The sequence below is a fragment of the Streptomyces inhibens genome (genome assembly GCF_022221585.1).
Taxonomy (GTDB): domain Bacteria; phylum Actinomycetota; class Actinomycetes; order Streptomycetales; family Streptomycetaceae; genus Streptomyces; species Streptomyces inhibens.
The window spans coordinates 2,954,435-2,976,452 of record NZ_CP084681.1; the positions used below are offsets into that span (position 1 = coordinate 2,954,435).

Genomic DNA, 22,018 nt, shown 5'->3' on the forward strand with positions numbered 1-22,018 from the left:
TCAGTCGCCCTCCTGCCGCGGGCCCGGCCGGGCGGGGACCCGCTCCCCCGCCCGGCCGGTGACGACCGTACGCCGGCATGACCGCCGCCGATCCGGGGCACCGCGGCGATCCGGGTCACCCCGTCGGCCCGGGTCTCCTCGCCGGTACAGATATCCCGCGCACCCCGCCACCACCAGCCCTATCCCGGAGACCAGCAGCATCCCCTTGGCCGGGGAATCGCTGAGCGCCGCGCCGCCAAGACCGCCGAGCGCCGCACTGCACAGCGCCCAGGTGCCCGCGCCGATCGCGTCCAGCACGACGAAGCGGCGGAACGGGAAGCGGACGCTGCCGGTCGACAGCGCGGCGACCACCCGCCCTCCGGGCACGAAGCGACCGGCGATGACGAGCAGCGCGGCGTGCCGTTCGACCATCGTGCGGGCCCTGGCGTGCCGGGCCCGGCCGCGTTCGCCGCGCAGCAGCCGGCCGATCGCCCGCGGGCCCGCGTACCGCCCCACGGTGTAGCCGAGGCAGTCACCGGCCAGCGCCCCGGCCGCCGCGACGCCCGCCAGCAGGGCGAGCAGCGGCAGATCGGGTCCGATGAGCACCGCGACCAGGACGACGGTGGTCTCGCTCGGCATGAACGGCAGCAGTGCGTCGAGAGCGGACACCAGCAGGACGATCAGCCACAGCCAGGGTGAGCCCAGCATGCCCTGGAGCGGCTCGGTGAGCTGGTCCAGCTGCTCAAACATGGGCCGGGGTGTCCCGCACGGGCGCAGTCGGCTGTGCCGCATCCCGCGGTGATACGGCCGGCACCGGTGCGCCACGTACCGCCGCTCCCGTCCTCTGCCGGCCGCCCAGCACCGCCCCGGCCGCCAGCGCCGCCAGCGCCCGCCGGTCCAGGCCGGCGTCCGCCGCCGTCAGCGCCGGATGTGCGGTGACGCGGACGGTCAGCGCGCGGGCGGCGAGCACCCGGCGCAGGGAGGCGGCAAAGGTGTCCTCGCCGCAGAACGCGGCCACGGTGCTGGGCAGCCCCTGCTGGGTGTAGTTCAGGGTCACCGGGCGGACGGGTGCGCCCGCGTCGATGGCGGCCTGGAAGGTGGCCCGGCGGAAGACTCCCTGGTCGGGCGTGCACCAGGTGGTGGCCTGCGGGAAGACCGCCACCGACCGCCCGGAGGCGAGCAGTTCGGACAACTCCCTTACGGTGTGGGGAAGTTGGCGGGGGCTCGTACGGTCGATGAAGTACGTACCGGCTCGGCGGGCCAGGCTGCCGACGACCGGCCAGCCGCCGACCTCGCGCTTGGCGAGCAGGGTGACCGGTTCGACGGCGAGCAGGGCGGGGATGTCGAGCCAGGAGATGTGGTTGACGACGATCAGGGTGCCGGGGCCGCCTTCGGCGGTGAGCGAGGCCGCACCCTCGACACGTATGCCGAGCGCGGAGAGCAGCCCCGCGGCGTGGGCGCGCAGCCGTACCGGATCGGCCATCCGCCCGCCGTCCGTCAGCGCGCGCCGCACCTTGTGGGCGAACACGGCGCCGCGCCGGGCGATTTCGGTCGCCGGTACCCGCGGCAGCGCATGGGTGGCGCAGCCCGGGGTGCAGTCGGACCAGACGTCCCAGGGGCCGTTCACCGCTCCCCCAGGAAGTAGCGCCGGTAGCGGTCGCCCAGCCGCTCCATGTCCAGGACGACGAAGAAGTCGGCGACATCGAACTCGGGGTCGTGGGCGGGTGCGCCGCAGATGAAGGCACCGATGCGCAGATAGCCGCGGAGCAGCGGGGGCAGCTGGGCGAGGCTGGGGCGCTCGGGGGCGGGGACGGCCGAGTGCCAGGGGTGGTGCGGGGTGACCTGAAGCTCGGGCGGGGCGGCGTAGCGGGTGCGGCCCAGTTCCCAGGCGTGGGTGGCGGCGGTGCCGCCGTCGGCGAGCGGGACGGAGGCGCAGCCGGCGAGGTAGCGGTGGCCGGAGAGCAGGGTGTAGCGGGCGAGCGCGGCCCACATCTGGGTCATCACCGCGCCGCTGCGGTGGTCGGGGTGGACACAGGAGCGGCCGGCCTCGATGAGGGAGGGGCGCAGCGCCGCCAGGGCGCCGAGGTCGAACTCGCCGTCGGAGTACAGCCGCGGGCTGCGGCCGGGCGGCAGCAGCCGGTAGGTGCCGACCACCTCGCCGGTGGCGGTGTGGCTGACCACCAGGTGGTCGGCGAGGTCGTCGACGGCGTCGATGTCGTGGCCGGCCAGCGGGGAGTGCAGGGTCGCGCCCATCTCCTCGGCGAAGACCTGGTGGCGCAGCCGCTGGGCGGCGCGGATCTGCTCGCGGGTGTCGGCGATCTCCGCGGTGTATCCGGGGTCGGTGGGTGCGGAAGCGGAAGCGGGCACGGGTGCGGCGGCCGGGGCGGTGCCGGGGACGGGGGCGGACGCGGTCGATGCCATGCTCATGGGAGCCCTCCATGGGGAGTGGGGAGGCTGTGCGAGGCGTGCAATTCGACGGGGGTGTGGGACTGCGGGGGCCGGCGGGCCGCGCGGGGTAGCCGGTGCGCTGCTCCGCGGTGGTGCCGGGTACACCCCTGCCGGGGGCGTAACCCCATGACCTGGCCCTTCTCTACGCGGCAGACTGTTCCCGTGTCCGACGGCCGGGCGCGTGAAGCCCAGGGAGCGAACGGATGAGGGTCCGCAGAACACTGGTCGCCGCGGTCCGGGGACTGGGGCTCGCGGTGGCCGTGGAGGCGGGTTCGGTCGCGTTGTTCGTGCTCATCGTGGTGTCGATGGGGCTGATGGTCATCGGGGTGGGGATCCTCACGACTCCGCTGGTGCTGTCCTGGGCACGCGGGTATGCGCATCTGCGCCGGGTGTGGGGGTACGACCTGGCCGGGGTGCGCATCCCCGCCGCGTACCGTCCCTTCCCCGCCGGTCTCGGCCACGGCCCGGTCGGCCAGGCGCGGCGCTGCGCGGCGCTGCTGCGGGATCCGGCGACCTGGCGGGAGCTGCTGTGGCTGCCGGTGGACGCGTCGGCCGGCATGCTGCTGGCGCTGCTGCCGCCCTCGCTGATCGGGTACGGGGCGGGGTTTGTGCTGCTGCCCCTCCTGGAGTGGCTGACCGGTCTGGGCGGCGAGATCCTCGGTCTGGGTTTTCTGCCCACCGACCAGCCGGCGATGCTGGTCGCGGCGCCGGTGCTCGGTGCCGGTCTGCTGGCCCTGGCGTGGTACGGGAATCCGGCGCTGCTGCGGGCCCATTTCCTGCTCGCCGCGGCGTTCTTGACGCCGCCCAAGGCCGATCTGACCGAGCGGGTGGCGCGGCTGACCGAGACCCGGCACGACGCGGTGGACGCCTCGGCCGCCGAGCTGCGCCGGATCGAGCGGGATCTGCACGACGGCGCGCAGGCCCGGCTGGTGGCGATGGGCATGAGCCTGGGCACGATCGAGGCGCTGCTGGAGAAGGACCCGGCCCGGGCCAGGGAGATGCTCGTCAGGGCCCGTGAGTCCTCCGCCGAGGCGCTGACCGAACTGCGCGATCTGGTCCGCGGGATCCATCCGCCGGTGCTGGCCGAGCGCGGTCTGGGCGATGCCGTACGGGCGCTCGCGCTGCGGATGGCGATCCCGGTCGAGGTGGAGGTGGAGCTGGCGCGGCGGCTGGAGGCGCCGGTGGAGTCGGCGGCGTACTTCGCGGTCAGCGAGGTGCTGACGAACGCGGCGAAGCATGCGGGCGCCGACCGGATACAGGTCGACATCCAGCATCTCGGGGGCCGGCTGCGGATCACGGTGTGGGACAACGGGCGGGGCGGCGCCGTGCTGCGGCCGGCGGCCGCGGGCGGTGCGGGCACGGACGGCTCGGGGCTGCGCGGTATCGACCGGCGGCTCGGTACATTCGACGGCATCCTCGCCGTCAGCTCCCCCGCCGGCGGTCCGACGCTGGTGACGATGGAGATTCCGTGCGTGTAGTGCTCGCCGAAGACCTCTTCCTGCTGCGGGACGGGCTGGTCCGGATGCTGGAGGCCTACGACTTCGAGATCGTCGCGGCGGTGGAGAGCGGTCCCGAGCTGACCCGGGCGCTGGCGGAGCGGGAGCCGGATGTCGCGGTGGTCGATGTGCGGCTGCCGCCGTCGTTCACCGACGAGGGGCTGCAGTGTGCGCTGGCCGCCCGGAAGGCCCGGCCGGGGCTGCCGGTGCTGGTGCTCTCCCAGCATGTGGAGCAGCTGTACGCGCGCGAGCTGCTGGCGGACGGCAGCGGCGGGGTGGGCTATCTGCTCAAGGACCGGGTCTTCGACGCCGAGCAGTTCGTGGATGCGGTGCGCCGGGTGGCGGCGGGCGGTACGGCGATGGATCCGCAGGTCATCTCGCAGCTGCTGTCGCGGCGTTCACGGGACCGGCCGATGGCGCGGCTGACGCCGCGCGAGGTGGAGGTGATGGAGCTGGTGGCGCAGGGCCGGTCCAATACGGCGATCGCGAGCCGGCTGGTCATCACGGAGCGGGCGGTCGCCAAGCACACCTCCAACATCTTCGGGAAGCTGGAGCTGCCGCCGTCGGACGACGACAACCGGCGGGTGCTGGCGGTCCTGGCCTACTTGGACCGCGGCTGACCGACCGTTAGCGTGCCCCTCGCACGGGTCTGTTGTTACCACCGAGCAGTGGGGGCACACGTGAGCCGACCGTCACGACGCGCGCTGTTGGGAACCGCCGGAGCGATCGGCGCCGGGGCGGCGCTCGGCGGGGCCGCCCCCGCCGCCGTCTCTGCCGCCGGGCGGTCCGCACACCTGCCGGAGCGGGCGGCACCGTACGACACCGCGCCGGCGCGGGCGGCGCTGACCCGGCTGCTGCCCCGGCACGCCGACCAGTTCCAGCTGGTGCCGCTCGCCCCGGAGGACGGCACCGACCGCTTCCGGGTGGACGGCCGGCCGGGCCGGATCACGGTCGCCGGGACCACCCCCGCGGTGCTGCTGACCGGCGTCAACTGGTATCTCAAATACACCTGCCGGGCCCATCTGTCCTGGGCCGGCGACCAGCTGGAGCTGCCCGCCCGGCTGCCCGCCCCCGCCTCCCCCGTCGAGCGCGCCACCTCTCTGCCGCACCGCTTCGCCCTCAACGACACCCATGACGGCTACACCGCCCCGTACGCGAACTGGCCGCGCTGGGAGCGGCTGATCGATGTGCTGGCGCTGCACGGCGTGAACGAGGTGCTGGTCACCCCCGGCGCCGAGGCCGTCTACCACCGGCTGCTGACCGGGTTCGGCTACTCCGACGCCGAGGCCCGCGGCTGGCTCCCGGCGCCCTCGCACCAGCCGTGGTGGCTGCTCCAGAACATGAGCGGCTACGGCGGTCCCACCAGCGCCCAACTGATCGCCAAACGCGCCGAGTTGGGCCGCCGGATCACCGACCGGCTGCGCGAGCTCGGGATGCGTCCCGTACTGCCGGGCTACTTCGGCACCGTTCCGGACGGTTTCGCCGCCCGCAACCCCGGGGCCGTAACCGTGCCGCAGGGCACCTGGTCGGGCCTTGAACGCCCCGACTGGCTCGATCCGCGCACCGACGTCTTCGCCGAGGTCGCCGCCGCCTTCTACCGCCATCAGCAGCAACTCCTGGGCCCCGCCGACCATTTCAAGATGGATCTGCTGCACGAGGGCGGCGACCCCGGTGACGTACCGGTGCCGGATGCCGCACGCGCCGTCGAGAAGGCGCTGCGCACCGCCCGGCCCGGCGCGACCTGGATCATCCTGGGCTGGCAGAACAACCCCCGGCGCGATCTGCTGGACGCCGTCGACCACGACCGGATGCTGATCGTGGACGGCCTCAGCGACCTCGACACGGTCACCGACCGGGAGCGGGACTGGGGCGGGGTGCCGTACGCCTTCGGCAGCATCCCCAACTTCGGCGGCCGCACCACCCTCGGCGCCAAGACCCATATCTGGGCCGAACGGTTCACGGCCTGGCGCGACAGGCCGGGCAGCAAGCTCGCCGGGACCGCGTACATGCCGGAGGCCGCGGAGCGCGATCCGGCCGCCTTCGAGCTGTTCGGCGAACTGGCCTGGCGGGAGCGGCCGGTGGACCGCGCCGCCTGGTTCGACGGCTATGCCGACCTGCGCTACGGCGCCCGGGACGAGCACGCCCGCACCGCGTTCGGCGCGCTGCGCACCAGCGCGTACGAGATCTCCAGCAAGGACGGCCGCCCGCACGACTCGGTCTTCGCCGCCCGCCCCGGTCTGACCGCCCGCTCCGGCACCGTCTACGCCACCCACACCCCCGCCTTCGACCCGGCCGCCTTCGACACCGCCTTCGCCGCGCTGCTGAAGGTCCGCCCCGCGCTGCGCACCAGCGACGCCTACCACCACGATCTGACGGACGCCGCCCGGCAGGCCCTCGCCAACCGGTCCTGGCAGCTGATCGGGCAGCTCCAGGACGCCTACCGGCGCAAGGACCGGGACACCTTCCGCGCGCTGTCCGGGCTGTGGCTGCGGCTGATGCGGCTGAGCGAGGAGGTCACCGGCGCACACCGGCAGTTCCTGCTCGGGCCGTGGCTGGCGGACGCCAGGGCCATGGCGTCCGGCGCCGAGGAGGAGGCGCGGCTGGAGCACAGCGCCCGTGCGCTGATCACCACCTGGGCCGACCGGGCCTCCGCCGACGGCGGCTCGCTCGCCAACTACGCCAACCGCGACTGGCACGGCCTGATCGGCGATGTCCATCTCCCGCAGTGGCAGGCGTACCTGGACGAACTGGCGGACGCGCTGGCGGCGGACCGGCCGCCGAAGACCTTCGACTGGTACGCCATGGAAGAGCCCTGGACCCGGGCGCGCAAGAGCTATCCGCTGCGCCCGACGGCCGATGCCCACCGCACCGCCCAGCGGGTCCACGACACCCTCGCCAAGGCTCCCTACCAGGGCACCGTCACGGTCGGCGCCGCCCCGTCCACGCTGCCGCCGGGCGGCCGTGCCACCGTCACCGCGGCGCTGCGCAATGTCAACGGGCTGCGCGCGACCGGCCGGGTGGACTTCGCGCTGAGGGGGGTGGCGGCCGACGCCGAAGGGCCGCTCTCGCTGCCGTCCGTCCCGCCCGGCGGCACCGGCAGGGCCCGCTGGCGGGTCGCCGCCCCGGCCGGCCCCCTGGACGCGCCGCTGCGGCCGCTGCCGTACGAACTCACCACGGAGTACGGCCCGAAGGGCGAGCCGCGGGTCCGCACCTCGCGGCACGGCACGCTGTTCGTGGCCGGGCCGCTGGACCCGGAACTCAGCACGGTCACCACCAATGCGGCGGTCTTCGGGCAGCTGGAGGACCGCTTCGCCGTCAACGGCTCGGGCGCGGACCTGTGGAGGGCCACCGCCGAGTTCGGCGCGGTCTACCGGGCGGGCGCGCTGACCGCCGGCGGGTCGGTGACGGTGGAGGTGACCGGGCAGGACCCGACCGGCCCCTGGGCCCGCGCCGGCCTCGTCGTCCGCAACCGCCTCGGCACGCCCGCCCAGGGCTCGCCGGACGCCCTCGGCTTCCTCAATCTGTCCGTGACGCCCGCCAACGGCGTGGTGCTGTCCTACGACGCCGATGGCGACGGCGCCCTGGACACCTACCGGCGGATCACCGGCATCACCGCGCCCGTACTGCTCCGCCTGACCCGCGGGCCGGACCGCGCGGGCTCCGGTACGTACACCGGCGCCTGCTCCACCGACGACGGCGCGACCTGGCGCGAGATCGCCACCGTCCGCGTCCCCGGAGCCGGCGCGCGCCAGGACACCGGGCTGCACCAGTCCGCCGCCAACTCCGGTACCGGGGACCGCGGGACGGCCGAGTTCCGTCGCTGGAAGCTGTCCTGACCACCGCGTACGCTGACCGCAACGGACCACGAGCGAGGGGATCACGGTATGAGTGCCGCAGCTGAGAAGGAGTGGCTCTACGCCCTCGACATCTCCGACGCCACCTGGCAGCGCGCCCCGGGCGAGTCCGAGGAGGCCGTCGAGATCGCCTTCCTGGAACGCGGCGCGGTGGCCATGCGCAACTCCACGGATCCCGATGTGGTACTGCGCTACACCGAGGCGGAGTGGCGGGCCTTCGTACTCGGCGCACGGGACGGCGAGTTCGACCTGGAGCGTTAGGGCGTGTCCGCAAAGTCCCGCCTGGCTCGCGGCGTCTGGCACGCACGCTCGCTGCGTTGTCGGGATCGTCCACGTAGACCCACTACGAGGACGACCCTCCGCCTTGCGATCGCGCTCGGCCTCCGAAGAACGATCGAAGAGCCGAGACGGAATGAGCGCAGCGAACGTAGTGCACCAGACGCCGCGAGCCCCGCCCTTCGGGCGAACGACGGGACTTTGCGGACACGCCCCAGCACCGGTCGGGCCCCGGCAGCCGGGCGGCCACCGCGGACGGCGTACCGCGGTGGCCGCAGCCATGTGCGGTCACCCGCCAGGGCCCCCGGGCACGTCGGTGACCATCACAGGATTCACTCGTTTCACCGAACGTGAAGCAGCAGCAGGCGACACCCCAGCGTCCGGACCGCACCTCCCCCGGCAGCCTTGAGGAGTTCGGTGCGGTCATCGACGTCGAGCAGGCCGAGGCGGCGCTGGTCGAGCACTATCCCCGGCTGGTCCGGCTGGCCTATCTCGTCCTGCCGCCCGGCCAGAGCCGCAGCCGCCGGGTGCTGGCCGCCCATGGGGTGGTGCAGCGGACCCTGCCGCGCCAGCGCGCCTCCACCCGCGGGCTCGGCCTGCCCACCCAGCGCATCGGCACGGACGCGGCGATCGACCCCGGCTATGCCTTCGTCCGGCTGCGGGTGCTGCGCCAGGCACTCGCCGCCGGGCGCACGCATCGGCGGCTGCCCGCCCTGCCGCCCCTGTTCCCCCAGGTGTGGGGCCTGCGGCTGTTCCCGCGCTCCGGCGGCGCCGATGAACTCGCCCTGGACCAGGCGCTGGCCGCGCTGTCCGGACCCGCCCGGGCGGCGTTCGTGCTGCGCGATCTGGAGCGGCTGAGCCCGCCCGAGGCGCGCCGGGTGCTGGAGGCCGCCGGGGTGGCGGACCCCCGCGAGGCACTGGACGAGGCGGAGCGGGCCGAGACGCCGGCCGGCAGCCGGGACCGGTCGCTGCTGGAGTCGCCGGAGTTCGACCCGTGCGCGCTGCAGGCCCGGCCGACGGATCTGATCCGGCGGCGGCAGCACTGCCGGGCGGTGCTGGCGGCCGGCGCCGCGGTGCTGGTGTGCGGGGCGCTGCTGGGGCTGCCGGGCGAGGGCTGGGGCCCGGACGGCGCGGCCGCTCCGCCGTACGCGCGCAACACCTCGGCCGAAGCGGCCCTGGATCCGGGGAAGTTGGCGGTGACGTCGCCGGCCGTCTGGAAGAACGCCGCGCGGCAGGACTTCTCGGCCTGGCCGGCCCGTGGCGACCGGATCCACGACAAGGCGCTGCTGCGGCGGGCGCTGGCCGTATGGGCCAGGCCCGGGGCCGGGGTGCCGCTCTCGGCGACGCCCGGCACCCCGTCCGGGCCCGCCGCGGGGCCCGCCCAGCTGCTGTTCGCGGGCGTGGTGGACCACGCGGTGGTGGTGCTCTTCCACGACGGGCTGCGGGTGGTGCGGTACGCGGAGACGGCGGACGGCGAGGGCCGCGGCGACGGCACGGGCGCGGCGCTGGACTTCGCGCGGACGGACGGCGCGGCGGCGGATTCGGCGAGCGCGGTGGTGGTGAGCCGTACGCAGAGCAATGTGCGCTATCTGACGGCGCCCTGGGTGAAGCCGGGGCGGCTGGTCGATCTGCTGAAGCCGGAGGCGGCGGGGCAGCCGTTGCACCTCGATGCGAACGGGGTGACCGACCCGGTGCCATCACCGCAGCCCGCGGAGAAGTGCACGGCCTGGCCGGCGCTGCGGATGGGCGGCCGGCTGCTGACCGATCTCGGTGAGCTGACCCCGGTGCGGCTGACGTACGGCCCCCCGCGGAGGCCGGGCGAGGTGTCCGGTCCGCAGGCCAGGACGGCGTGGGCGCGCACGGCCTGCCAGCTGGCCGTGGTACGCGGGCAGGGCGTGCGGACGGTGAACTCCTGGGAGTTCGCGCGGCAGCAGCTGCCCGGCGGCACGGGCAGCGCGGCCTGGCTGTGCACCCGCGCCGAGACCTGGCGCGGTGCGGGCAGTCGCACGTTGGCGCAGTTCCAGGCGCCGGCGCCGGGCGGTCGGCCGTATGCCCCCGGGGCGGTGACGGCGCGCGCCGACGGTGGTACGGCCTGCGGCCCGCGGGCGCCGAGGGCGCTGACCGGGGTGCTGTGGAAGGCCACGGACGGCCAGTGGTGGCTGCTGGCGGCCGGCAGCGAGCGGGTCACCTCGATCACCACGACCGGCGGCGTCGAGGGCCGGGCAACGGGCCGCTTCCTGGCGCTCCCGGTCAAGGCGGGCGCCGGCGCGGAGCTGGCGGGGCGGCTGGCGAACGGCGGGAAGATCGAGGCGCTGGGCTGAGGCGAGGCGCCGGGGCGGTGCGGCGCAGGACGCCGCCCGGCCGCGCCCGGCGATTTTCGTCGTCCGAGGGGTACCGGCATTCCTTACCCGCCAGTACATTGACGCCATGTCTAATACGGCCTCGCTGCGGCCCCGGTCGGTCGCGTCCGAGCACACTCCGTTGAAGGCCCGCAACGTCGCGTTCGACTGGGCGGACACCCCCTTGCACTGGATACCCGGCGACCCCTCCAGCACCCACACGATCAATGTGCTGCATCTGCTGCTGCCGGCCGGCGAGCGCTGGTTCGTGCACGTCTACAAGCAGGTGCTGCCCTACATCCGCGACCCCCGACTGCGCGCGGACGTGATCGGGTTCATCGGCCAGGAGGCGATGCACTCCCAGGCGCACGACGACGTCCTGCCGCATCTCAAGGAGCAGGGCCTGGACCCGACTCCGTACACCGCGCAGGTCGACTGGCTCTTCGAGAAGCTGCTCGGCGACCGCACGCTGCCACCGGGCCGGGCCCGCAAATGGTGGCTGCTGGAGCGGGTCGCGACGATCGCCGCCATCGAGCACTACACCGCGTTCCTGGGCGACTGGGTGCTCAACGCCGAGGCACTGGACGCCAAGGGCGCCGATCCGACGATGCTCGATCTGCTGCGCTGGCACGGCGCGGAGGAGGTCGAGCACCGCTCGGTGGCCTTTGATCTCTTCGTCCACCTGGACGGCGGCTACCGGCGGCGGGTACGCACCTGGGCCACGGCCTTCACCGCGCTGGTCTTCCTGTGGCAGCGCGGCACCCGCTTCTTCATGGAGAACGACCCGTCGCTGATCGACGGCCGGGCAAGCTTGCGGGAGTTCCTCCGCGCCGGCCGGCAGGGGGTGCTGCCGACCACCGGGGCCATGGCCCGCTCGATCCCGCAGTACCTCAGCCGTACCTACCACCCCTCGCAGCACGGCAGCACCGAACAGGCCGCCGCGTATCTCGCCGGATCCCCCGCCGCGACCGCGGCCGAGGCCCGTACGGCCGGAGGCGCCTGAGATGCCCCGCATACGTACCGTCGTCGTGGTCGCCGCGGCCGCGCTGGTGGCCCGGCGGGCACTGCGCCGCCGCATCAAGGCATCCCCGCTGTGGCCGATGCCCGCGCTGGAGAACCCCGTCTCGGGAAGGGGACGGAAGGGCTCGGCCGCACGGCAGTTGAGGGTCGTGGAGCGCGTGGAGGAGGCCGAGGGCGTCGTACGGCTGCGCCTGGAGGGCGAGGAACTCCCGGGCTGGGAGCCGGGCGCGCATATCGACCTCGTCCTGCCGTCGGGGGCCGTACGCCAGTACTCGCTGTGCGGGGAGCCCGCGACGCCCGGCTCGTACACCATCGCGGCCCGGCTGATCGAGGACGGCCGGGGCGGCTCGCGCGAGGTGCACGAGCAGCTGCACGAGGGGACGGTGGTGGAGGTCCGCGGGCCGCGCAATCGCTTCCCGCTCCACGACAGCCATGCCTACGTCTTCATCGCGGGCGGTATCGGCATCACCCCGATCCTGCCGATGCTGCGGCAGGCCGAGCGGGAGGGGGTGCCGTGGCAGCTGGTGTACGCGGGGCGATCGCGGGCCTCGATGCCGTTCCTGGCGGAGATCGAAAAGCTGGCGGGGGCCGGCACGGACCGGGTGACGGTGGTCGCCGAGGACGAGGCCGGCCGGCCCGATCTGGCCGCGGTGCTCGCCGGTGCGCCGCCGCACGCCGCGGTCTACTGCTGCGGGCCCGAGCCGCTGATGGACGCGGTCGCGGCGTTGTTGCCGGCCGTGACCGAGGGGCTGACGCTGCACACCGAGCGGTTCGCGCCGGCCGCCCCCGCACCGGCGGGCGAGAACGCACCGTTCGAGGTGGAGCTGCGCCGCACCGGCCGTACGGTCACCGTGCCCGCGAACACCAGTGTGCTGCGGGCGATCCGCGAGCAGGCGCTGCCCGATCTGCCGTACTCCTGTGAGCAGGGCTTCTGCGGCACCTGCCAACAGCGGGTGCTGGCCGGTGAGGTGGACCACCGCGACGAGCTGCTGACCGACGCCGAGCGCGACGACTCGCTGCTGATCTGTGTCTCGCGGGCGCGCGGCGGGGGGCTCGTGCTCGATCTGTGATTGCCATTTCGTGATTCCGTGCCGCGCCCCGGATCGTTAGGGTGGTCCGCATGACGACCGGGGCGCGCCGCAGGATGGGCGTCGAGGAGCGGCGCGAGCAGCTGATCGCCGTCGCACTCGACCTCTTCAGCCACCGTTCCCCCGAGGATGTCTCGATCGACGAGATCGCCGAGGCGGCCGGTATTTCCCGGCCGCTGGTCTACCACTACTTCCCGGGCAAGCAGCAGCTGTACGAGGCCGCGCTGCGGCGGGCCGCCGAGGAGCTGACGGCCCGGTTCGTCGAGCCGCACGAAGGTCCGCTCGGCGCCCGGCTGTTGCGGGTCATGGAGCGGTTCTTCGACTTCGTGGACGAGCACGGTCCCGGGTTCTCGGCGCTGATGCGCGGCGGTCCGGCGATCGGTTCGACGCGTACCGGCGCGATGATCGACGGGGTGCGACAGGCCGCCTACGAGCAGATCGTCGCCCATCTCGGCATCCCCGACCCCGCCCCGCGGCTGGAGTTGGTGGTCCGCTCCTGGGTCTCGCTGGCCGAGACCACCGCGCTGCTGTGGCTGGACGGGCGGCGCGTGCCGCGCCGCGAGCTGGAGCGGCAGCTGGTCCACGACTTCGCGGCGCTGGCGGCGGTGAGCGCGGCGTACGACGAGCGGATGGCCCAGGTGGTCCGCCGCATACTGGCGGACGAACCGGACGACGGGATGTTCGCGGACCTGGTCGGGCGGCTGATGGCGCTGCCGCAGCCGGTCTGACGTACGGCGTCGGGGCGGGCCGGGCCGGACCCGGCGGCGGGGCCGGACCCGGCGGCGGGGCCGGACCGAGCGGCGGGGCCGGACCGAGCGGCGGGGCGGGCTGCCGCGGAGCGGGTGGGGCGGCTGCGGCACAATCCCCGCATGGATGAGATCACCTTCCGGCTCGCCGAGGACGGCACCGATCCCGGTGCGCTGGCCGCGCTGTACGACGCCGCGGCCCACTGGATGCTGGAGTCCGGCATAGATCAGTGGAAGCCCGGCGCGAAGGACGAAGAGCACTTCCGGCTGCGGATGAAGGACGGCGAGGTCTGGCTGGCGGAGGTTGCCGGGCGGATGGTGGGCGCGTTCGAACTGTGGTGGCGGGACGAACCCGCGTGGGGGCCGCAGCCGCCGGAGGCGGGCTATGTGCACCGGCTGATGGTGGACCGCGGGCGGGCGCCGGCCGGGACCGGCCGGGCGATGCTGGGGTACGCCGAGCGGCGGATCGCCGAGGAGGGCCGGGAGTGGTCCCGGCTGGACTGCCTCGCGTCCAATCCGCGGCTGTGCTCGTATTACGAGGGCGCCGGCTACACCGTCGTCGGGGAGCAGCCGTTCAAGGAGGATGCCGGCGGCAGTCCGTACGCCGTCACCCTCCTCGAAAAGCGGCTGGCCGGCTGATCTCGGCCGGCCCCGGCCCCGGGCCCCCGGCTCAGCGGTGGCGGAAGACCGCGACCGTGCGGGCCGGGACGGTGAAGGTGCCCGATGCGCGCGCAGAGGAAGCGGTGGCGGTCACCGGGTCCGCGCCGTGGGCCTGGACGGGGTGCAGGGCGTAGCGCTCACCGGCGAGGTCGTGGACGGTCTGGGCCTGCTGGTGCGGGGTGGCATTGAAGATCACGACGAGGTTGCCGAGCCGCATGGTGATCACGCCGGGTGTCTCGTCCTTTCCGGAGAGGGGGAAGGACAGCGCCGACTGGACGCCGGCGGTGGTGTCGAGGCCGAAGGCCGGCTCGGTGGCGTGGATACGGAGCAGATCGCGGTAGGCGGCGGAGGCCTGGGTGATCGCGGCGCAGCCGGGGCGGAGCGCGGGGTCGGCCAACAGGGGCTTGGCGTAGGGCCACTTGTCCTTGTTGTCGGCGGCCGGCGGCAGCCCGCGGCCGAAGCCGTTGCCCTCGGCGCAGTTCCAGTGCAGGGCGTTGAACCAGTCGCCGCTGTCGAAGGAGTTGCGGTCCAGGGACTTGGAGCGCAGCAGGTCGGAGCCCGCCTGGGAGAGCGCCGGGCCTTGCGAAAGGGTTGCGGTGGCCAGCGCAAGAACTTGCAGACGGGATCGGTCGGCGGCGCCGGTGTGCTGCGGCAGTTTGTAGGCGAGCGCGTCGTAGAGGGTTTCGTTGTCGTGGGCGTCGGCGTAGGCGAGGGCGTCACCGGGGGCGGCGGCGTAGCCGGCCGGGGCGCCGTTGTAGTCGATCTCGGAACCCTTGACGCGGCGTCCCGTGGCGTCGGTGAAGGTGTAGTCGGCGAGGTTGCCGGTCAGGCCGACCTTGATCAGGTCCTGGTAGTGCAGGAGACGGGCGCGTTGCTCCTCCGGTGTCCCGTTGGCCGCCGCCGCGTTGGGGTCGGTGTACAGGCCCGAGGCGAAGCCCTGGACGCGGGGGTCGGCGTCGAAGGGGCCGCCGCCGCGTACCGCGTCACGGGCCCGGTCGCTGAAGGTGGCGATGCCGGTGCCTGCCATGTTCTTCTGGGTGGCCTGGACGAAGCGGGCGTCGTTCGCGGCCTCGCCGAAGTTCCAGCCCTCGCCGTAGAGGACGACCGACTTGCCGTCCACCCCGTCCTTGGCCGGCGTCAGCGCGTCGAGGGCCTTGCGGACGGCGAGGATGTTGGCCTTGGGGTGGTGGCCCATGAGGTCGAAGCGGAAGCCGTCGACCTTGTACTCCTTGGCCCAGGTGACGACGGAGTCGACGACGAGCTTGCCCATCATGGTGTGCTCGGGCGCGGTGCCGGAGCAGCAGGTGGAGGTGGCCACACCGCCGTCGTCGAGCAGCCGCTGGTAGTAGCCGGGCACGATGCGGTCCAGGACGGAGTGCGGGTCCTGGCCGCTTGCCGCGGTGTGGTTGTAGACGACGTCCATGACGGTGCGCAGCCCGGCCCCGTTCAGGCTCTGCACCATGCGGCGGAATTCGACGGTGCGGGCGGTGCCCTGGGGGTCGGAGGCGTACGAACCCTCGGGGACGGTGTAGTGCAGGGGGTCGTAGCCCCAGTTGTAGGCGTCGCGGGCGGCCGTCTTTCCGACGCAGTCCTGCTGGCGGTCGGAGTCGGGGGCGTACGAGGCGAGAGCACAGTCCGGCCGCTGCTGGTCGGCGCGGCGCTCGGGGACGGTGGCGAGGTCGAAGGCCGGCAGCAGATGGACATAGGACGTGCCGGATTGCGCAAGGGCTTGCAGATGGCGCATGCCGTCGGACCGGCGGTCGGTGAACGCGAGGTACTGGCCCGGGTGGCGGGAGGTGCGGTCCTCGACGGAGAAGTCGCGGATCTGCAGCTCCTGGATGCGGGCCTGGCGCAGCGGCACCGCAGCGGGCTTGCGCAACCCCGCCCAGCCCTTGGGTGCGAGCTCGGGGTCGTCGAGGTCGGTGACGAGGCTATGGGTGGAATCGGCGGTCAGGGCGGTGGAGTAGGGGTCGGTGACCTTGTTGGTGACGGTCTTGCCGACGGTCGGCGCCCAGACGGTGACGAGGTAGCGGTACGGCTTTCCGGCCCAGCCGCGGGCGCCCTGGACGTGCCAGACCCCGCTGGCGCCGTCCCGTCGCATGGGGACCGTACGGCCGTCGAGTTCGAGCGCGACGGTGCGGGCGGTCGGCGCCCAGACGGAGAGGGTGGGGCGGCCGTGCTGGAAGACCGGCCCCAATGCGGCCTGTTGGGCACGGGCGCCGTACAGGTCGTCCAGAACTCCGGGTATCTGTACGCCGGTTGTGGCGCGCTGCCCGTCCGCCGTGCGCTGGGTGGCGACGATCCGGCCACGCAGCGCGGTACGGGCCAGCCCGCGGTCGCGGGGGTCGGTGGTGAAGGCCGGATAGCCCGCCAGATGCGGATAGGCGGCCCGTTCGGACGGGCTGAGCGTGCCCGGAGTGAGCCGGATGCGCTTCCCCGCCGCCCCGAACTCCAGCTGGGCGGCGGTGCGTTCGGCCCCCTTCCAGACCACGGTGTCGCGGTCGATCCACTGGGCCAGGGCCTGGTCCGGGCCGGACGGGGACGCCTGTGCTTGTTGCTGCGGCGGCGCGACGAGCAGAGCCGCCGCGCCGAGGGTCAGGGCAAGGGCGGCGGCCAGGCGCCCGCGGGACCGGCGTGTGGTGAAGGACATGGCTCATGGTTCTATCTGCGCCGATTCCTTGTTGCAAGACCTTACGCAAGACATTGCAACGGTGTTACGTTCCCGCAGTAGCCGCTCCGGCCGACCGGAGGCCCCTCACCGGGCCCACGCGCCCGGCCGGCCGGAGCGGCGTCCAGCCCCGGCTGCGCGACTCAGCCACGGTCAGGCGCGGCGGCTCAAAGCGGAGGGCGTAACACCGGTGCGAGAACAGACAGTTCGCGGGCGGCCGCACCCAGGTACTCAGCTCGTACGCCGGGAACTGTACGAGCGGAATAGGTGGACGGGACGAGTAACAGGCCGTAACGATGGGTGACTTGCGGGGTCAGTACCAGTGACATCGGGAGTACCCGTCATGGAAGACAGCAGCAGCGACTACTCCGAGCACTACGACAGCGGCGAACCCGAGCCGTCCGACAGCCTGAAGACTTTCGGAGCCGTCTACCAGGGGTTCCGTGAACACGCGGGATTCACCCAGGAGTCCCTGGCCCCGGAGATCCGGTACTCGTCGCACTACGTCGGCTCCGTCGAGCAGGGGCGACGCCTGCCGTCGAAGAAGTTCATCGACCGCTCGGAGGAGGTGCTGGACGCGCGCGGAGTCCTGCGGAAGGCGGCGAAGCGTCTGTCGAGGCAGCGCGGTCTGGCGTCCTGGTTCCGTGAGTGGGCAAGGCTGGAGGAGAAGGCAATCAGCCTGTACACCTACGAATGCCGCCTCGTCCCTGGCCTGTTACAGACCGAGGCGTATGCGCGGACGCTGTTCGAGAATCGTGTCCCGATGCTGTCCGACGAGCAGGTCGAGACCCAAGTGACCGCCCGCCTGGAGCGGCAGAAATTGCTGCGGAACCGGCCGAACACAGCGTTCAGCTTCATCATCGACGAGCATGTCTTCACGCGCCCCACAGGCGGCGCGGAAACCGTCCGGGGACTCATCGACCACGTACTGGAGCATACGGCCCTCCGGAACGTGGAAGCGCAGGTGATGCCGCTCGAACGGGGCGTGCATGCCGGTCTGAACGGTCCGTTGCAGCTGTCGGAGATGCCTGACAACGAGTGGTTCGGCTACTGCGAGGGACAGGAAAGCGGCCAGCTCATTTCCGACCCGAAGACGATCAGCACGCTCCATATGCGCTATGCGAAACTGCGTTCGCAGGCCCTCACCCCCGAAGACTCCCGGGGTCTGCTGACGAGGATGCGAGGAGCGCTATGACGACCGCCACCGAACTGGCCTGGTTCAAGAGCAGCTACAGCGGCGACTCCGGCGACAGCTGCGTAGAGATCGCCCCCACCCCCACCACCATCCACATCCGCGACTCCAAGGACAAGGACGGCCCCCGGCTCGCCGTGCCGGTCGAGGCGTGGGCGGCGTTCGTGTCGCACGCGGTCCAGGAGGTCTGACCCGGGGCAGACCGCGGCCACGGCACGGCTACGGCCGCATCGACAGCAGCACCCGTTCGCGCACCGTGTCGAGGAAGGCCGGTACCTCCTCCATCTTGGTGTTGGTGCACTGCACGATCAGCCCCATCACCTCGCCTGCCGACACCGCGATCACCATGGGCCAGGCGCGGGCGATCTCCACCCGCTCCTCCATGTTCTTGACGACATGGATGGCGAGGTTGAGTTCGGGGACATTGCGGGTGTCGCCGTAGCTGAAGCCCTTCTTGATGACCCACATCTCGGGGATGACCAGGCCGTGGACGATGATGTGGGCCATCGCGAACATGGCGCGGGCGGCCTCCACCGCCGAGTTCTCGTCGTCCTCGTCGTAGAGCGCGGCCACCGCGTCCTCGTCCTCGGCGAGGTGCGCCTGGATGAGCGCCACGCCGTGCAGCACTTCTTCCTTTGTGTACGGACGCACCTCGTCGCTCATCACACACCCACTCCTGGCCGCCGGTCACCGATCGTTCAACACAGCGCACTCAGTGTGGCAGGAGCCGGTCCACGCCGGAGGTCATTCCCGTACCGGCCCCGTCGATCCCCGTACGACCAGCTCCGGCTGGAAGACGAACTCGGTGCGACGGCCGGGGGTCTGCCGGCCGTGCGCACGGTCATGGATCTCCTCGATCAGCGCGCCCACCGCGGCGGTCGCCATCGCCTGCACCGGCTGGCGCACCGTGGTCAGCGGCGGGTCGGTGAAGGCGATCAGCTGGGAGTCGTCGAAGCCGACCACGGAGAGCGCTCCCGGTACGTCCAGGCCGCGCTGGCGGGCCGCGCGCACGACCCCGAGCGCCATCAGATCGCTGCCGCAGACGATGCCGGTGCAGCCCTCGTCCAGCAGCGCCGCGGCCGCCGCATGGCCGCCCTCGACGCTGAACAGGGTGTGCTGGACGCGTCGTTCGGCCTGCCCCCTCGACAGGCCGAACGACTCGCCCAGCGCCGCCACGAAGCCCTCGGCCTTGCGGCGGGAGGGGACGTAACGGGACGGGCCGACGGCCAGCCCGATCCGCTCGTGGCCCAGCTCGGCCAGGTGGCGCACCGCCATCCGGGCCGCCGCGCCGTCGTCGGGTGAGACGAACGGCGCGTCGATGTGCGGGTTGTAGCCGTTGATGAGGACGAAGGGGACGCCGCGGGACGCCAGGCGGGCGTAGCGGCCGGGGTCGGCGCGGGTGTCGGCGTGCAGGCCGGAGAGGAAGACGATGCCGGTGACACCGCGTTCCTCCAGCTGCTCGACGAGTTCGTCCTCGGTGGCTCCGCCCGGCATCTGGGTGCACAGCACCGGTGTGTAGCCATGGCCAGCCAGCGACTGCTCGATGATCTGGGCGAAGGCGGGGAAGATCGGGTTGGTCAGCTCGGGGATGACCAGTCCGACCAGCCCGGCGCTGCGGCGGCGCAGCCGTACGGGACGTTCGTAGCCGAGGACGTCGAGCGCGGCGAGCACCCGCTGCCGGGTGCTCGCCGCCACGCCCGCCTTGCCGTTCAGGACCCGGCTGACGGTCGCCTCGCTGACCTGCGCCTGGGCGGCGATGTCGGACAGCCGGGGGGTGGCGTGGGCAGGGGGCAGGGTCACTCCTCCCACCAGACAGCGGTATCGGCGGGCAGGACGAAGTCGCCCTGGGGTACGTCCAGTTGACGGGAGGAGAGCAGGAGCCTGCCGGGTGCTGGCAGCCGGATGGGCGCCTCGGTCACATTGACGGTGCAGACCAGGCCGCCCGGCCGGCGGAAGGCCAGGACGCCCTCGGGTGCGGTCAGCCATTCGACCGTCTCGCCCGCGCCGAGGCCCGGGTGGGTGCGCCGCAGCGCCAGCGCGGCGCGGTACAGCTCCAGGGTCGAGCCGGGGTCGCCGGTCTGGGCCTGGACGCTGAGCCCGGCCCAGTCGGCGGGCTGCGGAAGCCAGCTGCCGCCGTCGCCGAAGCCGTACGGCGCCTGCTGACCGCTCCAGGGGATCGGCACCCGGCAGCCGTCACGCAGGCCGTCCTGCCCGGTGTCCCGGAAGAAGGAGGGGTCCTGGCGGACCTCGTCGGGCAGGTCGGTGACCTCGGGCAGGCCCAGCTCCTCGCCCTGGTAGAGGTAGGCCGAGCCGGGCAGCGCCAGCATCAGGATGGTGGCGGCGCGGGCGCGGTCCAGGCCCCCGCCGAGGCGGGTGCGGTGGCGTACGACGTCGTGGTTGGAGAGCACCCAGGTCGTCGGGGCGGCCACCGGGCGCATGGCGTCGAGCGAGGAGTCGATCGCCTCGCGGAGCGCGTCCGCGTCCCAACCGGTGTTCAGGTAATGGAAGTTGAAGGCCTGGTGGAGTTCGTCGGAGCGCAGGTAGAGCGCGGTGCGTTCGGCGGTGGGGGTCCAGGCCTCGGCGACCGCGATCCGGTCGCCGGAGTACTCGTCGAGGACGGCGCGCCAGGAGCGGTAGATGTCGTGGACACCGTCCTGGTCGAAGAACGGCAGCACCTGGTTGCCGAGCAGTTTCAGCTGCTCGCCGTGTCCCATGTCGGGCAGGCCGGGGGCCTTGACCAGGCCGTGTGCCACGTCCACCCGGAAGCCGTCGACGCCCAGGTCCAGCCAGAAGCGCAGGATGGAGCGGAACTCGTCCTGGACGGCGGGGTGTTCCCAGTTGAAGTCGGGCTGCTCGGGTGCGAAGAGGTGGAGGTACCACTCCCCATCGGGGACCCGGGTCCAGGCTGGGCCGCCGAACAGCGACTCCCAGTCGTTGGGCGGCTCTTCGCCGTTCTCGCCGCGTCCCTTACGGAAGTGGAAGCGCTCACGGGCCGTGGAGCCGGGGCCCTCGGCGAGTCCCCGCCGGAACCATTCGTGCTGGTCGGAGCAGTGGTTGGGGACGACGTCGACGATGATGCGCAGGCCCAGCCGATGGGCCTCGCGGATGACGGCCTCGGCGTCGGGCAGGGTGCCGAACATCGGGTCGATGGCGCGGTAGTCGGCGACGTCGTAGCCGGCGTCGGCCTGCGGGGAGGCGTAGAAGGGGCTGAGCCAGACGGCGTCCACGCCCAGGTCACGCAGGTACGGCAGGCGGCTGCGGATGCCTGCCAGATCCCCCATGCCGTCGCCGTTGCCGTCGGCGAAGCTGCGCGGATAGACCTGATAGATCACCGCGTCGCGCCACCAGTCGGTGGCAGGAGTGACGTTGTGCTGTGGAGTCATATCAACCCTTGGTGGTGCCGGCGGTCAGTCCGGATACGAGGTGGCGCTGGGCGAAGGCGAAGACGAGCGCGGCCGGCACGGCGATGATCACGGCGGCGGCGGTCATCGAACCCCAGTCGTTGGTGTACTGGTTGACGAAGGTCTGCAGGCCGCCGGCGAGCGTCAGATTCTCCTCGCCGGTCATGAAGGCGGACGCGTAGGCGACCTCGGCCCAGGCGGTGACGAAGGTGTAGAAGCCGGTGACGGCGAGGCCGGGGCGGGCCAGCGGCAGGACCAGACGCCAGAAGGTGCCGAACGGATTGAGGCCGTCGACCCGTCCCGATTCGTCGATCTCCACCGGGATGGTGTCGAAGAAGCCCTTCATCATCCAGGCGCAGAACGGAACGGCGATGGTCAGATACGTCACGACCAGGCCCGCGGGCTGGTTGAGCAGGCCGAGGCTCGCCAGCAGGTTGTACAACGGCACGATCAGCACCGCGACCGGGAACATCTGGGTGATCAGCAGCAGCCACATCAGCGGGCGCATACCGGGGAAGCGGAAGCGGCTGACGGCGTAGCCGGTGGTAGCGGCGATGAAGACGCCGAGGACGGTGGTCAGCCCGACGATGATCACGGAGTTCTTGAACCAGGTCAGGAACTCGGTGTCGGCCAGTACATGGGTGTAGTTGGCGAAGGTGAAGTGGGTGACGACGCCGGTGGAGAAGGCGTCGGTCCTCGGTTTGAAGGACGTCACCAGCAGCCACAGCGGCGGGAAGACCGCGATCACGGCCGCGGCGGCCAGGGTCGCGTGCAGCCCTATGGACGCGGGCCGGGAACGCTGGTTGCGGGTACGGGTCTTCGGTGTGCGGGTCGTGCGTGTGCGGGTCATG

The 22,018-nt window shown here is 72.7% G+C and carries 18 protein-coding genes and 1 pseudogene; 11 read left to right on the top strand and 8 right to left on the bottom strand.

All coding sequences use genetic code 11. From position 1 onward, the window contains the following. Genes KI385_RS13645 through KI385_RS13655 form a run of 3 tightly spaced genes read right to left on the bottom strand, consistent with a single transcriptional unit; the run spans position 1 to position 2,406 of the window. Entirely contained in the window at positions 1–729 is a 729-nt protein-coding gene (locus tag KI385_RS13645) for a DedA family protein (RefSeq protein ID WP_238572467.1), read from the bottom strand. Continuing rightward, positions 722–1,606: a lysophospholipid acyltransferase family protein gene (locus KI385_RS13650; protein ID WP_238572468.1), complete on the bottom strand. Its 885-nt coding sequence runs from the start codon at positions 1,604–1,606 to the stop codon at positions 722–724. The genes KI385_RS13645 and KI385_RS13650 overlap by 8 nt, the downstream gene beginning before the upstream one ends. Continuing rightward, positions 1,603–2,406, bottom strand: coding sequence for a GNAT family N-acetyltransferase (locus tag KI385_RS13655; protein ID WP_238572469.1), 804 nt, complete (start codon positions 2,404–2,406; stop codon positions 1,603–1,605). The genes KI385_RS13650 and KI385_RS13655 overlap by 4 nt, the downstream gene beginning before the upstream one ends. A gap of 224 nt (positions 2,407–2,630) precedes the next feature. On the opposite strand from KI385_RS13655, the gene KI385_RS13660 reads away from it, so the two are divergent. From KI385_RS13660 to KI385_RS13700, 9 genes are all read left to right on the top strand, one after another. Further along, entirely contained in the window at positions 2,631–3,905 is a 1,275-nt protein-coding gene (locus KI385_RS13660; protein ID WP_238572470.1) for a sensor histidine kinase, read from the top strand. After that, the gene (locus tag KI385_RS13665; protein WP_128508361.1) at positions 3,896–4,543 is read left to right on the top strand and encodes a LuxR C-terminal-related transcriptional regulator; all 648 of its coding nucleotides are present in this window, start codon (positions 3,896–3,898) and stop codon (positions 4,541–4,543) included. Before KI385_RS13660 ends, KI385_RS13665 begins: the two co-directional genes overlap by 10 nt. A 60-nt stretch (positions 4,544–4,603) precedes the next feature. Beyond that, on the top strand, positions 4,604–7,759 hold the full coding sequence (locus KI385_RS13670; RefSeq protein WP_238572471.1) for an alpha-N-acetylglucosaminidase: 3,156 nt from the start codon (positions 4,604–4,606) through the stop codon (positions 7,757–7,759). A gap of 48 nt (positions 7,760–7,807) precedes the next feature. After that, on the top strand, positions 7,808–8,038 hold the full coding sequence (locus KI385_RS13675; RefSeq protein ID WP_238572472.1) for a DUF397 domain-containing protein: 231 nt from the start codon (positions 7,808–7,810) through the stop codon (positions 8,036–8,038). 365 nt (positions 8,039–8,403) lie between these two features. Further along, on the top strand, positions 8,404–10,374 hold the full coding sequence (locus tag KI385_RS13680) for a hypothetical protein (RefSeq protein WP_238572473.1): 1,971 nt from the start codon (positions 8,404–8,406) through the stop codon (positions 10,372–10,374). A gap of 106 nt (positions 10,375–10,480) precedes the next feature. Next, positions 10,481–11,395 carry a metal-dependent hydrolase gene (locus tag KI385_RS13685; protein ID WP_238572474.1) on the top strand — a complete coding sequence of 305 codons (915 nt, stop codon included), beginning with the start codon at positions 10,481–10,483 and terminating at the stop codon, positions 11,393–11,395. 1 nt (position 11,396) lies between these two features. Next, positions 11,397–12,482, top strand: coding sequence for a PDR/VanB family oxidoreductase (locus KI385_RS13690; RefSeq protein WP_238572475.1), 1,086 nt, complete (start codon positions 11,397–11,399; stop codon positions 12,480–12,482). Positions 12,483–12,532: 50 nt separating this feature from the next. After that, positions 12,533–13,228: a TetR/AcrR family transcriptional regulator gene (locus KI385_RS13695; RefSeq protein WP_238572476.1), complete on the top strand. Its 696-nt coding sequence runs from the start codon at positions 12,533–12,535 to the stop codon at positions 13,226–13,228. A 141-nt stretch (positions 13,229–13,369) separates the two neighbouring features. Further along, complete coding sequence (locus KI385_RS13700) at positions 13,370–13,885, top strand: GNAT family N-acetyltransferase (protein ID WP_238572477.1); 516 nt, start codon at positions 13,370–13,372, stop codon at positions 13,883–13,885. Between the two features lie 31 nt (positions 13,886–13,916). On the opposite strand, the pseudogene pulA reads toward KI385_RS13700, so the two are convergent. Continuing rightward, positions 13,917–16,499, bottom strand: a pseudogene (gene pulA / locus KI385_RS13705) (pullulanase-type alpha-1,6-glucosidase); the annotation flags it as partial. Between the two features lie 418 nt (positions 16,500–16,917). Here pulA and KI385_RS13710 point away from each other — a divergent pair. Together KI385_RS13710 and KI385_RS13715 are read left to right on the top strand one after the other, a co-directional pair. Then, positions 16,918–17,769: a helix-turn-helix domain-containing protein gene (locus tag KI385_RS13710; RefSeq protein WP_238572478.1), complete on the top strand. Its 852-nt coding sequence runs from the start codon at positions 16,918–16,920 to the stop codon at positions 17,767–17,769. After that, positions 17,766–17,957: a DUF397 domain-containing protein gene (locus KI385_RS13715; RefSeq protein WP_238572479.1), complete on the top strand. Its 192-nt coding sequence runs from the start codon at positions 17,766–17,768 to the stop codon at positions 17,955–17,957. The genes KI385_RS13710 and KI385_RS13715 overlap by 4 nt, the downstream gene beginning before the upstream one ends. A gap of 28 nt (positions 17,958–17,985) precedes the next feature. On the opposite strand, the gene KI385_RS13720 is transcribed toward KI385_RS13715, so the two are convergent. The 4 genes from KI385_RS13720 to KI385_RS13735 all read right to left on the bottom strand — a co-directional run bounded on the left by KI385_RS13720 (position 17,986) and on the right by KI385_RS13735 (position 22,017). Next, entirely contained in the window at positions 17,986–18,429 is a 444-nt protein-coding gene (locus tag KI385_RS13720) for a DUF6224 family protein (RefSeq protein ID WP_238572480.1), read from the bottom strand. A gap of 81 nt (positions 18,430–18,510) precedes the next feature. Next, on the bottom strand, positions 18,511–19,575 hold the full coding sequence (locus KI385_RS13725) for a LacI family DNA-binding transcriptional regulator (protein WP_238572481.1): 1,065 nt from the start codon (positions 19,573–19,575) through the stop codon (positions 18,511–18,513). Then, a complete protein-coding gene (locus KI385_RS13730; protein WP_238572482.1) occupies positions 19,563–21,149 on the bottom strand; it encodes a glycoside hydrolase family 13 protein in 1,587 nt (528 codons plus the stop codon). The genes KI385_RS13725 and KI385_RS13730 overlap by 13 nt, the downstream gene beginning before the upstream one ends. 1 nt (position 21,150) lies before the next feature. Continuing rightward, the gene (locus KI385_RS13735; protein WP_238572483.1) at positions 21,151–22,017 is read right to left on the bottom strand and encodes a sugar ABC transporter permease; all 867 of its coding nucleotides are present in this window, start codon (positions 22,015–22,017) and stop codon (positions 21,151–21,153) included. Position 22,018: the final 1 nt, after the last annotated feature.

Excerpts from the sequence above, each read along its gene's own strand:
- KI385_RS13645 (WP_238572467.1), bottom strand. The coding sequence starts at position 729 with ATGTTTGAGCAGCTGGACCAGCTCACCGAGCCGCTCCAGGGCATGCTG.
- KI385_RS13655 (WP_238572469.1), bottom strand. The coding sequence starts at position 2,406 with ATGAGCATGGCATCGACCGCGTCCGCCCCCGTCCCCGGCACCGCCCCG.
- KI385_RS13660 (WP_238572470.1), top strand. The coding sequence starts at position 2,631 with ATGAGGGTCCGCAGAACACTGGTCGCCGCGGTCCGGGGACTGGGGCTC.
- KI385_RS13675 (WP_238572472.1), top strand. The coding sequence starts at position 7,808 with ATGAGTGCCGCAGCTGAGAAGGAGTGGCTCTACGCCCTCGACATCTCC.
- KI385_RS13685 (WP_238572474.1), top strand. The coding sequence starts at position 10,481 with ATGTCTAATACGGCCTCGCTGCGGCCCCGGTCGGTCGCGTCCGAGCAC.
- KI385_RS13690 (WP_238572475.1), top strand. The coding sequence starts at position 11,397 with ATGCCCCGCATACGTACCGTCGTCGTGGTCGCCGCGGCCGCGCTGGTG.
- KI385_RS13695 (WP_238572476.1), top strand. The coding sequence starts at position 12,533 with ATGACGACCGGGGCGCGCCGCAGGATGGGCGTCGAGGAGCGGCGCGAG.
- KI385_RS13700 (WP_238572477.1), top strand. The coding sequence starts at position 13,370 with ATGGATGAGATCACCTTCCGGCTCGCCGAGGACGGCACCGATCCCGGT.
- KI385_RS13710 (WP_238572478.1), top strand. The coding sequence starts at position 16,918 with ATGGAAGACAGCAGCAGCGACTACTCCGAGCACTACGACAGCGGCGAA.
- KI385_RS13715 (WP_238572479.1), top strand. The coding sequence starts at position 17,766 with ATGACGACCGCCACCGAACTGGCCTGGTTCAAGAGCAGCTACAGCGGC.
- KI385_RS13720 (WP_238572480.1), bottom strand. The coding sequence starts at position 18,429 with ATGAGCGACGAGGTGCGTCCGTACACAAAGGAAGAAGTGCTGCACGGC.
- KI385_RS13730 (WP_238572482.1), bottom strand. The coding sequence starts at position 21,149 with ATGACTCCACAGCACAACGTCACTCCTGCCACCGACTGGTGGCGCGAC.
- KI385_RS13735 (WP_238572483.1), bottom strand. The coding sequence starts at position 22,017 with ATGACCCGCACACGCACGACCCGCACACCGAAGACCCGTACCCGCAAC.